The following is a 12707-nucleotide window of genomic DNA, read 5'->3' as shown; positions in this document are numbered from 1 at the left end:
AGTTTCAACCAGGTCATTTTCCAAATCCGGCGAGCGCTTCCCGCCCGCATCCGGCTCCCTCTCCGGCACTCGCCTCGAACCGGAGAAAGCCTGTGACCCGCCGCCGAAAAATCCTCCTCCTCACCACCGCCATTGCCTGTGCCGGCCTCGCGCTCGGCGCGGCGCGGGCGCGCGATGTGCCCAAGGTTGCCACCGGCTTCATCGCCGACACGCTCTGCGCGGAAACGTTCGTCTCCGGCCTCGATCCCCAGCACAATCTCGCCGAGACCACGGATGCGATGCCGGGCGCCGGTCTGTTGACCTGGGCGATGGATTTTCAGGTCGATCGCGTGCGCAAGGATGTGACGGTGTCACTGTTCGGCATCGGTCGCAGCCACGCCGTCTATCGTGAGGGGCTCGGCTGCACGCTCGAGCACGGCCAGCGGATCACCGACGTGGCACTGCCGCCTGACGACAAGCAGCCCGCCTTGCTGCCGGAGATCGCCGGCCCGGGACTGGTGGAGCCGCAAAGCGAAGGACTGTCAACCGCGCTCGACCGCGCTTTCACCGAACCCGCGCAGCCGCCCTATCGGCGCACGCGCGCGATCGTCGTCATGAAGGCCGGCCACATCATCGCCGAGCGGTATGCCGACGGTGTCGGACCGCAGACGCCGCTGCTCGGCTTCTCCATGACCAAGTCGGTGACCTCGGCGCTGACAGGCATTCTAGTGCGCCAGGGCAAACTCAAGCTCGACGGGCCCGCGCCGATCGCCGCCTGGCAGAATCCGGATGATCCGCGCCATGCCATCACCGTCGACCAGTTGCTGCGTCACACCGCTGGGCTCGCGCTCGGAAGCTCGTTGCAGGCCTCGCTCGGCTCTGCGCTCGAGCCGGTCAACACGATGAAGTATGCGGAAAACGACATGGCAGCCTTTGCCGAGCGTGCGCCGCTTGCGACCGCGCCGGACACGGCCTGGAATTATCACGACGGCAACTTCGTCATCCTCGCGCAGCTGATCCGCAATGCCGCCGGCGGTAAGCCCGGAGATGCGCTCCGTTTCGCGCGCCGCGAACTGTTCGCGCCGCTCGGCATGGTCAACGTCACGCTTCAGCTCGACGGCGCCGGCACGATCGAGGGCTCCGGCGAAATGCTGGCGTCCGCACGCGACTGGGCTCGGTTCGGCCAGCTCTATCTCAACGACGGCGTCGTTGGCGGCAAGCGTATCCTGCCCGAGGGCTGGGTCAGCTATTCGGCATCGGCGACGCCAAATGCCTGGGTCGGCATCGGCGCCGGCTTCTGGACCAATCAGGGCGACAGCTTTGGCGCGAAATTCCGCATCGAACATGGCTGGCCGCGCGATGCGTTCTTCGCCAAGGGGACGATCGGGCAATATGCGATCGTGATCCCGTCCGAGCGCCTGGTGATCGTGCGCCTCGGCCGCTCGCCGAACTGGCCACCGGAGGTGGACGGCGTGTTCGACCTCGTCCGCGACGTGGTCGCAGCCACGCATGACAAGAGCAAGATGGCGGGTGGGAATTAGTGGGCTCTTCCCTTCTCCCTTTGCGGGAGAAGGTGCAGCGCCGATGCGGGGCGAGCTGGGCTTATTGCCTCCCCAGCTCCGTCGCCTTCGCCACGCGATCGAATCGTTCCAGCGACAGGATCGCATCGGCAAATTGCTGGGCACGCGCGTTCAGCACGGGGCGTGCCAGCGTCAAGAATTTCTGCTGCATCGCCTGCGCATCCGGGAACGAGTTCGGTTCGCCCGAGGGATCGGCGTAGAGCCGCTCGTGCACGCCGTCGTCGGTGGTGATGCTCACGCGCGCGCCGAAGGGATGGACGCGGCCTTCCAGGCGGGCATCCTGCACGACGTCGAACTTGTCGGCGAGCGCATCGATTGCGGCATCGCCGAGCCTGCCATAGTCGTCCCAGCCGAAGCTGCCCTGGTCGAGGGCGAGCGCGCCGGTGAAAAACATCGAGAACTGGCCGCCGACGATCGAGCGCGGGTGCCGCTTGGTCGCGGCATCGCCGGTCAGCGTGATGCCGTTGCGATGCAGGCCGATCTCGACACGCTTGACCTGCTCGGGCGTCAAATTGTGCTCGCGCCGCATCGCGATCAGCGCGTCGATCGCGGCGTGGGTGTAGCGGCAGCTTGGATAGGGTTTGACGCCGATCTTCATGGTCTCGTAGCTCTTGCCGAGCTCGGCGACCGCTTTGTCCGGATGCGCATCATCTGTGTAGCCGACCAGGAGGCCGTGCTTGCCCTCGACCGATTCCGTCGAGCCGATGAAATCGTTGCGCGCCAGCGTCGCGGCGATCACGCCGTTCATCGCGGCGGCGCCGACCTGGTAGCGCTTGTTCCAAGCGCCGTTGAGCAGAAATTGCAGCGAGCCCGCGGCCTGGCTGCCGGAGACGCCGAAGGCCGAGATGATCTGCTTTTCGCTGAGGCCGAACAGCTTGCTAGCTGCGGCCGCCGCACCATAGGTGCCTGCGGTCGCGGTCGGATGGAAGCCGCGGGCATAATGTGAGGTCGGGTCGAGCGCGTTGCCGAGCCGGCAGCAGACCTCGTAGCCTGCGACGATCGCGGTGAGCACGTCGCGCCCGGAGGCGCCGACCATCTCGCCGACTGCGAAAGCCGCGGGCACCACCGGCGCGCTCGGATGCAGCGAGGAATCCGCATGCGTGTCGTCGAAATCGAGGGAGTGGCCGAGGGCGCCGTTGAGGAGCGCGGCGACCGCCGGCGTCCAGGTTTTGCTGTCGCCGAACACGGTGGACTCGCCCTTGCCGTCGAGCGCGAGCACCTCCAGCATCTTCAGCAGCGACGGCGTCGATTCCGCCTCGCGGCGCGCGCGAATCGCGCTGCCGAGGAAATCGAGCGTCAGCACTTTTGCGCGCTCAAGCACCTCCGCCGGAATATCCTCGTATTTCAGGTTGCAGACGAAGGCGGCGAGCGTTGCGGTTTCGTGGGCCATCGTGTTTCCTCGTTTTGGCCGGCAGGGTAGGCGGGCGGATTTTTCCTTTCAAGCCGCCTGGCGGCTTGCGGGTATCAGCTATGCTTTGGGCCGGGTTACGGGGATCGGGATATTCGACGATGGCATTCGCACGGCAGCTATACGACCGGGTTCGGTCGCGAAGGACGCAACTGGGGCTGGCGATCCGGGTCACGGTGGCGGCAACCGCGGCCTATGTGATCGCAACCGCGCTGCACCTATTGCTGCCGCTCTGGGCGGTCCTGACCTCGCTGATCGTGACCCAGATGAGCGTCGGGCGCTCGCTGAAGGCGACGCGCGACTACATGCTCGGCACGATCGGCGGCGCCATCTATGGTGGCGCCATCGCAATCCTGATCCCCTATTCGAGCGAAGCCGGGCTGTTGGGGCTTCTGGTCTTGTCGGTCGCCCCGCTCGCCTTCATCGCCGCAATCAATCCGAGTCTCAGCGCTGCGACAGTGACCGCCGTGATCGTGCTTTTGGTTCCCACCTTGCATCATTCCGATCCCATGACTTCGGCGATCGATCGCGTCAGCGAGGTCGCGGTCGGCGCGATCACGGGGCTGCTCGTCTCTTTCCTGGTGCTGCCGTCGCGCGCGGCCCGGCAGATTCGTGCCGGCGCTGCGCGCCTGCTCGAGCTGATCGCCGACGCTCTCACCGAACTGATGGCAGGCCTGACGCGCGGCCGCGACAACGACGCGCTGCATCGGATCCAGGACGGCATCGGCACCGCGATGGTGGGACTCAACGCCACTGGCGCCGAGGCCGAGCGCGAGCGCGCGGCGCGCCTGTCGAGCGGGCCCGACACCGGTCCTCTGCTGCGAACAGTGCTGCGGCTGCGCCATGATGTCGTGATGATCGGCCGCGCCACCGTGGTGCCGCTGCCGGCCGATGTGCAGGTCAGGCTCGCCGCGCCCTTGTCGGAGGTCGGCACGGTGATCGCGCAATTCCTGCGCTCCGCGGCTGCGGCGCTGCGGGCCGGCGCCGGTGCGCCGCCGATCCATCCCGTGCACGTTGCGCTGCAGACCTACGCCGATGCGGTCGCCGCCGTTCGTCGCGACGGCCTGATCCGCGGCCAGCCCGGCGATACCGCCGAGCGCTTCTTCGCGCTTGGCTTCTCGCTGGAGCAGATGCACCAGAATCTCAGCGACCTCGATCGCGTCATCGGCGAGTGGTCGGAGGCGGCGGCGGACAAGCCGGCGCGGGTTGCGGATCAGTCGAGCTAGATGTTGAGGAAGCCGAGGGTCAGCTTGTCGCGCTGCTCGATTCCCTGAATGAGGGCTGCGAGCGCTGCATCAAAATTCGGTTCCGGCCTCTCCAGCTCCCAGGCGCCGTCATGATCCCAGCGATAGCACCAGCCGTAGCGCTCGCCCGGTTCGAGATGGAGCAGAAGGCAACGGCTGGCCTGTGCCGGCTCGGCTACGGGCAGCAAGTGCCGGAGCGAAACGCCGTATTCCGCGCGGAAATGCGCGACGGCCTCCTCGAGCTGCTCGGCGTCCGCGAAAGAGACAAAGCTGAGAATGTTGCTGCGCTGGGTGGCGAGATCCGCAGGCCGATAGAAGCGAAGCTCGGCGGAGTCCTCGGGCAGCCGGACCAGGAGCTCGGTCTCGCCGCGCGACAGCAGGAATTTGCGATAGTCGTCCGGTAGCTGAAGGCCGAGCTCGGTTTCCGCCTTGCGCACCTCTTCTTCGCGCGCGGGTTCAGCGGCCTTCCAGCGCCACTGTTCGTTTGCGTCCGCTTTGCGCCGCGCTTCGTAGTCGGCGTAACCGGGCAGCGCCATGATGTCCTCATAGCCGCCATAGCGTGACCGGCGATAGGCATCGTCGAAGGCATCCTCCGTGCGCTCCGGAAAATAGACGCAGAGGATGACGACGCGCTGCAGGATGCGCTTGTGATTGGCCGCGACCCTGCAGGCCCGCTCGATCGCCGCGAGTCCGGCCGATGGATTGCCCGCGCGCACATAGGCGTCGCTGAGCGATTCGAGGATACGCCCCTCCAGCTCGCTCTCGTAAATCGACCAGGCGTAATGCGGTTGTTCTGCGGCACGCCGCGCAGCCAGCGTATCGCGCGCCCGTTCGGCAATGTGCAGCGTCCGTTGCGCGTCCGCATCGGCCGCGAGGCCGTGATGAGCGGCAAGCCACAGATACAGCGGCTCGTGCTCGGCCGGCGTGCCCTTCAGCGCCCGGAGATGTTTTGCCTGCTCGGCGAGCGGTGCGCCCAGTGCGGCCATCATCAGTTCGTCCAGGCCCTTCTGCCAATCCGGCTTGGCTTGCGGATCGGGCAAGAGGTTGCGCAGCGTATATTTGGTGTGGCTGGTCTCGAAATAGCCGGCGTCGACGAGCCTGGCCCCCTCGCGCCGGAACGAGGAGATCGCCACGGTGACGTCCGAATAGGTCTCGCGCAGAAACTCGTCCGATCCGTACTCTCCCTCGCGCATGTGGATGCCGATGATCATGGGGTCGCCGCCCAGGATCAGCAGCAGCTCGCGGTCGTCATCACCAGGCGGACGATGGAAGAATTTGGCCAGATACATCGGATCTCCGAACGCGAGCAAAACGTAGGCCGGCATAGCTGCCGGCCGTCACGTCTCAGTCGCTTGCGCGGAGAAACTGGTTCACGGTCGCGGGGTTAGCGCCGCCTCAGACCCTTGCTTTGCATGCGCCAGACCAGGAGATCGATGCGGTCCTGGCCGAAGAACGGCTCGTTCTCGAAAACGAAGGTCGGCACGCCCCAATGGCCGGAGGCCGCGTGATCCCTTTCGTTGTCAGCGATCACCTGCTGGTAGCTATCAGGATCGGCGCTGATCGCCGCATCCATCGCGGCGAGATCGAAGCCGGCTTTTTCGGCGGCACGCGCGAGATGGTCGCCTTCGTTCCATCCCTCGACCGAGCCGTCCCACAACACGCACGCGATCGCGGAGGTAAATTCGAGCGCGCGACCCTCGAGCTGGGCCATGGCGCCGAGCCGGGTCAGGCGATGGATGTAGGGTTGCTCCGCCGCGACCTCCAGCGTCGTCCTGTCCTGTACGACCGGGTCGGGACGGGGAAAGCGGAACGGAATGTTCTCGTGCTGAGCCACGCGGCTGCTGTCAAGGATGACATAGGGGATGAACTGCCGGTTGGTTCTCTTGAAGAAGCCGGGCACGCGCACCGCGAGCGGATAGACCGGCCGCAGGTTCACCGTGAGATCATAGCCCGCGACGAGTTTCAGCGTTCTGGGCAGCGCCAGATAGCTGTAGGGACTTCGGAAGGAGAAGAAGAGGTCGACTGAGAGGGTCATCGGACTGCCTCCACGATCCGCCCCATCATGCTGCGGACCACCAGCTTGTGGAAGGGCATGATCAGCGTGAGATAGCTTCGGCCGAGCAGATTATGTGTCCGCACCAGCGTGGTCGAGGTCACCTGCTTCTGCTTCTGCGTCGCGTCGCCGGCGACATCGACCACGATGCGGAAATCGAGATGATAGTCATCGAAGCCGGCGACGAGTCGCTCCGGCGTTTCGCTGACCACCGGAAACAGCCCGATCAGGCCTCCCGGCGCCGGCGCGCCTTCGCCCGACGTCTTGAGCCCGAACGGCGTGACCAGGATGTTACGCAGGCGCAGCAGCGCATCGATCCAGCGCGGTCCGTGCAGCACCATTCGGACACAGGCCTCGCGGGCGGTAAGCACCTTCCCGCCGATCTCAACGCGATGGGCGTCGATGAATTGCGCGCCGGCAAGCAGTGCGTCGGCGTCGACCTCTGGGGTAACTTCGCGGACGGGCGTCATTCCCCCAATCTGCGCGCCAGCCGCTGGAAGCGCAAGATCAGAAGGGCGGCGTAGACGAAGGTCCCGAGCGACAGCCCGATCCAGACGCCGACCGCGCCGAGATGGATGTTGAAGGCGAGCAGCCAGGCACTCGGGAAGCCGACGCACCAATAACCGATGATGGCGAAGACGAGCGTCATCGTTGTGTCGTTGAGGCCGCGCAGCGCCCCGCCCATGATGGTCTGCAGACCGTCGGCGATGAAGAAGGTCGAGCCGACCAGGAGCAACGTCGCGGTCAGCTCGATCGTCTCCGAGCTCGTCTCGCCACCGCCGAAGAACAGCCGCGCCAGCGCATATCGGCCGATCATGATGGCAAGCGTTAGCGCCGCGACGAGCGCAACTCCGAGCAGCGCCGCGACGAGGCCTGCGCGCTGCACCGCCGCCGGCTCGCTGCGGCCAAAGGCGTGTCCGACCCGCACTGTCGCCGCCATGCCGATGCCGAGCGGGATCATGAACAGCACGGCGGTAACCTGGAGCGCGACCTGATGGGCGGCAAGCGCGGTCGTGCTGATCAGTCCCATCAGAAGCGCGGCCGAGGAGAACATGCCGTATTCCATCAGCAGCGCAAACGAGATCGGCGCGCCGATCGCGATCAGCTCGCGCGTCAAGGGCCAGTCGCCACGCCAGAGGTGTACGAGCGGATGATAGTCCGAAAACGGCTTTCGAAACGCGACGATGGCCAGCGCTGCGAAGAAGGTGCCGAAGTTGATGAGCGTGGTCGCGAGCCCTGCGCCGAGCAGGCCGAGCTGCGGCAGGCCGAACAGGCCGTGGATCAAGAGATAGACCAGCACCGCATTGGCGGGGATCGCGGCAAAGGTGATCCATAGCGGCGGTTGCGGCCGGTTCACGGCGCCCATGAATCCGCGCAGCGCAATGAAGCCGAGCGCCGGTGCGATGCCCCAGGCAAGCCCGAACAGATAGCGCTGCGCCAGCGCGGCCGAATGCGGCGTCTGTCCGAGCGCCAGCAGGATCTCTTCGCCATAGAGCGGGGAGGCAATCATCGGCAGCGAGATGAGCAGCGCGACCCATAGCCCGATGCGCAGGGAGCGCCGGATGCGCCCGACGTCTCCGGCGCCAAAGGCCTGTGCCGCCAGTGGTGCCACGGCGGCGACGAGGCCGAGGCCGAAGGTGAAGCTGATGAAGTAGACCGTGTGTGCCAGCGCTGCGGCCGCGACCGCGTCCTGGCCGAGCCGGCCGATCAGCGCGAGGTCGGTCGTCATCATCGCGATCTGCCCGAGCTGCGTCAGCATCATCGGCACGGCCAGCCGCAACGTCTCGCCGAATTCATCGGCGAGGTGGTTGGGCTGCATACCGAGTTGTGGCTGCGGACGAGGTTCGACGGTATCGAGCATGGGCGCACGATAGCATCGCCACGCGTCGAAAACATGGCCTGCGCTTTTCACCCTCTCCCCTTGTGGGAGAGGGTGGCTCGCCGCGTAGCGGCGAGACGGGTGAGGGGTCTTTCTCCTCGCGCGAATCTCTCTCAGTCGTCGTGCGGATAGATACCCCTCATCCGGCGCTTCGCGCCACCTTCTCCCACAAGGGGAGAAGGGACGTCATAGCCTCAGCTCTTCCGTTCCGGCACGCGCTTGATCCTGGCGCCGAGCGCGTTCAGCCGCTCGTCGATGCGCTCATAGCCGCGCTCGATCTGGTCGGCATTGTTGATCGTCGAGGTGCCCTCGGCGCAGACTGCCGCAAGCAGCATCGCCATGCCGGCGCGGATGTCGGGCGAGATCATCGAGGCGCCGCGCAGGCGGCTGGGTCCCGCGATGATCGCGCGGTGCGGATCGCACAGCACGATGCGCGCGCCCATCGCGATCAGCTTGTCGACGAAGAACATCCGCGATTCGAACATCTTCTCGAACATCAGGATCACGCCTTCGCATTGCGTGGCGGTGACGATCGCGATCGACATCAAATCGGCCGGGAAGGCCGGCCAGGGCTGGTCCTCCAGCTTCGGCACGTGGCCGCCGAAATCGTCCTGGATCTTCAGCGTCTGGTTGGAGGGCACGATCAGGTCGTCGCCCTCGACGCGACAGACGATGCCGAGCCGCTCAAAACCCATGCGGATCGAGCGCAGATGCTCGACGCCTGCGCGGACGATGCGCAGGGGCGAGCGCGTCACGGCGGCAAGTCCGATCAGCGAGCCGACTTCGATATGGTCGGGCTGGATCGCGTAGGTCGCCGAACCGAGCGGCGCCTGCCCATGAACGATCATCGTGTTGGTGCCGATGCCCTCGATCTTCGCGCCGAGCGCGACCAGGAAATTGGCGAGGTCCTGCACATGCGGTTCGGAGGCCGCGTTGCGCAAATAGGTGACGCCGTCGGCAGCCACGGCCGCAACGAGCGCGTTCTCGGTCGCGGTGACGCTCGGCTCGTCCAGGAACACGTCGGCGCCGGTCAGCTTTGGCGCGCGAAACTCGAGCCGGTCGGTCGCGGTGACCTTGGCGCCCAACTGTTCCAGCGCCAGCACATGCGTGTCCAGCCTGCGCCGGCCGATGACGTCGCCACCGGGCGGCGGCAGCATCACCTCACCGCAGCGGGCGAGCAGGGGGCCCGCGAGCAGGATCGAGGCGCGGATGCGGACGCAGAGCTCGGGATCGAGATCGGCGGCGCGGATGCTCTTGGCGTGAATGACGAGCGTGTTGCGCTCGCGCCATTCGGCCGACGCGCCGACCGAGCGGATCAGTTCGACCAGCGTCTCGGTGTCGCGGATGCGCGGCACGTTCTGAAGCGTCACCGGATGTTCGGTGAGCAGGGCAGCCGCGATGATCGGCAGCGCCGAGTTCTTGTTGCCGGACGGCTCGACCGAGCCCGAGAGCCGGTGACCGCCCTCGACGATATATTGAATGGGCGCCACGTCGGTTTTCTCCGTCCTGTTGCTGTGGGGCGGGCTGCTTCGGGAGCGGAAACTACCGAGAATTGAGCAGGGTAGCAATTCTGCACTTGTCGCGGCGGGAGGCCGCTCATTGGCCCCGAACAGGCCCGCTGGACCCGGCGTTTAGAACAAGCCGATGATATTGGCCACCACATAAAGGATGACGATCAGCATCAGCACGCCCATCGCCAGGAAGGAGCCCCCTCTCCCGCTTACGGGAGAGGGGCGGGGAGAGGGTGTCTCCACAACGGGGCACTCCCCAAGAGGAGAAAGCCCTCACCCGGCGCTTCGCGCCGACCTCTCCCGCAAGCGGGAGAGGTGCAGCGACGCCGTGGCCAGCAGACATAATCCGAAGCCGCTTCGCCTCAGATATCGATCGTTGCGCTTAGCGAGTGTTCCTGGATGAAATCGCGGCGCGGCTCGACCACATCGCCCATCAGCTTGGTGAAGATGTCGTCGGCCTCGTCGACCTCCCTGACCTTCACCTGGAGTAGCGAGCGCACTTCGGTGTCCAGCGTGGTTTCCCAGAGCTGCTCCGGGTTCATCTCGCCCAGACCTTTGTAGCGCTGCAGCGTGATGCCTTTGCGGCCGGAATCGGTGACCGCCTCGAACAGGTCGACCGGGCCGTGGACGACGTGCTCGCTGTCCTTGCGTCGCAGCTTGCCGGAGCGGGCGTAGACGTCCTGGAGCTTCGTCGTGTACTCGTCGAGCTTGCGGGCCTCGGCCGAGCCGAGCAGCGCGTCGTCAATGATAGCCGCTTCCTTGACGCCACGCACGGTGCGCTCGAACAGGAAGCCCTGGCCCTCGACGAATTGCCCGACCCAGCCGCGTTCGACCTCTTCGGCCTGGTTGTCCAGCCGGCTGGCGATGTATTGCGCGGCGGCCGTGGCGTTCTCGGGATTGCCGTAGATCGACTTGTTCAGCACGCCGGTGATGGCGGCCTGCTCGACGACCTTGCGGTTATAGCGGCTGTGCAAATTGCGCAGGATGCTGCGGACGACGCGGGCGTCGTCAACCAGCGAGCGCAGGTCGCGGCCGGTGCGATCGCCGCCGGTTCCGGGAACGAACACGCAATCGTCGAGCCCGGCGTCGATCAGATAGTCCTCGAGCGCGCGCTCGTCCTTCAGGTACTGCTCGGACTTGCCGCGCGTGACCTTATAGAGCGGAGGCTGGGCAATATAGAGATAGCCGCCGTCGATGATGTCGCGCATCTGCCGATAGAAGAAGGTGAGCAGAAGCGTGCGGATGTGGGCGCCGTCGACGTCGGCGTCCGTCATCACGATGATCTTGTGATAGCGCAGCTTCTCGACCGAGAAATCGTCGCTGATGCCGGTGCCGAGCGCGGTGATCAGCGTGCCGATCTGCTCGCTCGACAGCATCTTGTCGGGGCGCACGCGTTCCACGTTGAGGATCTTGCCGCGCAGCGGCAGCACCGCCTGGAACTCGCGATTGCGGCCCTGCTTGGCGCTGCCGCCTGCCGAGTCGCCCTCGACGATGAACAGCTCGGACTTCGCCGGATCCTTCTCCTGGCAATCGGCGAGCTTGCCGGGCAGCGAGGAGACCGAGAGCGGGCTCTTGCGCGTCAGCTCGCGCGCCTTTCGCGCGGCCTCGCGGGCAGCGGCGGCCTGGATCACCTTGCCGACGATCATCTTGGCTTCGCTGGGGTGCTCCTCGAACCACGCCGCAAGCGCCTCGTTGAGCACGTTCTCGACCACGGGACGCACTTCCGAGGACACCAGCTTGTCCTTGGTCTGCGACGAAAACTTGGGATCCGGCACCTTCACCGACAGCACGGCCGTCAGGCCTTCGCGGCAGTCATCGCCGGTCAGCGCGATCTTTTCCTTCTTCGCGTTGGCCTCGGCATAGCCGTTGACCTGGCGCGTCAGCGCGCCGCGGAAGCCGGCGAGATGGGTGCCGCCGTCACGCTGCGGGATGTTGTTGGTGAAGCATAGCACGTTCTCGTGGTAGCTGTCGTTCCACCACAGCGCCGCCTCGACGCCGATGCCATTGGCTTCCGAGCGCACCATGATCGGCGAGGGCACGAGTGCCTTCTTGTTGCGGTCGAGATATTTGACGAATTCCTCGACGCCGCCGGAATAATGCATCTCCTCGCGCTTCTCGACCGCATGGCGCATGTCGGAGAGGATGATGTTGACGCCGGAGTTGAGGAAGGCGAGTTCGCGCAGGCGATGCTCGAGCGTCGCGAAATCATACTCGACGTTCTTGAAGGTATCGGTCGAGGCCAGGAACGTCACTTCCGTGCCGCGCCTGCCCGGCGCATCGCCGACGACCTTCAGCGGCGCGACGGCATCGCCATGGGCGAACTCGATGTAGTGCTCCTTGTCGTCGCGCCAGATGCGAAGCCCGAGCTTGCTCGACAGCGCGTTGACGACGGAGACGCCGACGCCGTGCAGGCCGCCGGAAACCTTATAGGAATTCTGGTCGAATTTTCCGCCGGCGTGGAGCTGGGTCATGATGACCTCGGCCGCCGAGATGCCTTCGCCCTTGTGGATGTCGACGGGAATGCCGCGGCCGTCGTCACGCACGGTGACGGAATTGTCGGCATTGAGGATCACGTCGACGCGCGTGGCGTGGCCCGCGAGCGCCTCGTCGATCGCGTTGTCGACGACCTCGTAGACCATGTGATGCAGGCCCGAGCCGTCGTCGGTGTCGCCGATATACATGCCCGGGCGCTTGCGGACGGCATCGAGCCCCTTGAGCACGCGGATCGATTCCGCGCCGTATTCGCTCGCGTTGGAGGGCTCGTTTTCGGCACGCGGCTGCCGAGCAGGTTCTGTCATGAGAGGCCTTCGAGGTGACGTCCGAATCAGCGGCGCAAAGGCGCTGATTTGGGAGGTATTTGTGCCATGAAAGGAGGATTGCGCCTAGCGCAAAGTATCCTTCCGCAACCCTTTGAGCAGATAGGGATTTTTAGGCACTTTTCAAGGCGCTCGAAGCCCGATTCTCAGGCTCACAAAAAGCCCGATTCGAGGGCGCGTTCTTGGCTCCCGAAGGAGTGGATTTTGCGGGCCGGAGAAGCGCGTTCCGAGATGCCG

At 65.7% G+C, this 12707-nt stretch carries 9 protein-coding genes; 2 read left to right on the top strand and 7 right to left on the bottom strand.

The features are described from left to right. Window positions 1-92 precede the first annotated feature (92 nt). Window positions 93-1520: a serine hydrolase domain-containing protein gene (locus tag Q2941_RS02915; protein ID WP_027528357.1), complete on the top strand. Its 1428-nt coding sequence runs from the start codon at window positions 93-95 to the stop codon at window positions 1518-1520. A 61-nt stretch (window positions 1521-1581) separates the two neighbouring features. Here the strand turns inward: Q2941_RS02915 and Q2941_RS02910 are convergent, their stop codons facing one another. Beyond that, window positions 1582-2949 (bottom strand): MmgE/PrpD family protein, encoded by a 1368-nt coding sequence (locus Q2941_RS02910; RefSeq protein WP_027528358.1) that lies wholly within the window; start codon window positions 2947-2949, stop codon window positions 1582-1584. Between the two features lie 119 nt (window positions 2950-3068). Between Q2941_RS02910 and Q2941_RS02905 the strand changes: the two genes are divergently transcribed. After that, complete coding sequence (locus tag Q2941_RS02905; protein WP_458191607.1) at window positions 3069-4193, top strand: FUSC family protein; 1125 nt, start codon at window positions 3069-3071, stop codon at window positions 4191-4193. On the opposite strand, the gene Q2941_RS02900 is transcribed toward Q2941_RS02905, so the two are convergent. The 6 genes from Q2941_RS02900 to gyrB all read right to left on the bottom strand — a co-directional run bounded on the left by Q2941_RS02900 (window position 4190) and on the right by gyrB (window position 12452). Further along, window positions 4190-5500 carry an SMI1/KNR4 family protein gene (locus Q2941_RS02900; protein ID WP_458191606.1) on the bottom strand — a complete coding sequence of 437 codons (1311 nt, stop codon included), beginning with the start codon at window positions 5498-5500 and terminating at the stop codon, window positions 4190-4192. The genes Q2941_RS02905 and Q2941_RS02900 overlap by 4 nt on opposite strands. A 95-nt stretch (window positions 5501-5595) precedes the next feature. Further along, on the bottom strand, window positions 5596-6246 hold the full coding sequence (locus Q2941_RS02895; RefSeq protein ID WP_458191605.1) for a 2-hydroxychromene-2-carboxylate isomerase: 651 nt from the start codon (window positions 6244-6246) through the stop codon (window positions 5596-5598). Then, window positions 6243-6734 (bottom strand): DUF2867 domain-containing protein, encoded by a 492-nt coding sequence (locus Q2941_RS02890; RefSeq protein WP_458191604.1) that lies wholly within the window; start codon window positions 6732-6734, stop codon window positions 6243-6245. The genes Q2941_RS02895 and Q2941_RS02890 overlap by 4 nt, the downstream gene beginning before the upstream one ends. After that, a complete protein-coding gene (locus Q2941_RS02885) occupies window positions 6731-8125 on the bottom strand; it encodes an MATE family efflux transporter (RefSeq protein WP_458191603.1) in 1395 nt (464 codons plus the stop codon). The genes Q2941_RS02890 and Q2941_RS02885 overlap by 4 nt, the downstream gene beginning before the upstream one ends. Window positions 8126-8337: 212 nt before the next feature. After that, a complete protein-coding gene (gene murA / locus Q2941_RS02880; protein WP_458191602.1) occupies window positions 8338-9633 on the bottom strand; it encodes a UDP-N-acetylglucosamine 1-carboxyvinyltransferase in 1296 nt (431 codons plus the stop codon). Between the two features lie 383 nt (window positions 9634-10016). Beyond that, window positions 10017-12452 carry a DNA topoisomerase (ATP-hydrolyzing) subunit B gene (gyrB, locus tag Q2941_RS02875; RefSeq protein WP_458191601.1) on the bottom strand — a complete coding sequence of 812 codons (2436 nt, stop codon included), beginning with the start codon at window positions 12450-12452 and terminating at the stop codon, window positions 10017-10019. Between the last annotated feature and the right edge of the window lie 255 nt (window positions 12453-12707).

Source organism: Bradyrhizobium sp. UFLA05-153, assembly GCF_054185185.1.
This window is presented reverse-complemented; position numbering and strand designations above follow the sequence as displayed.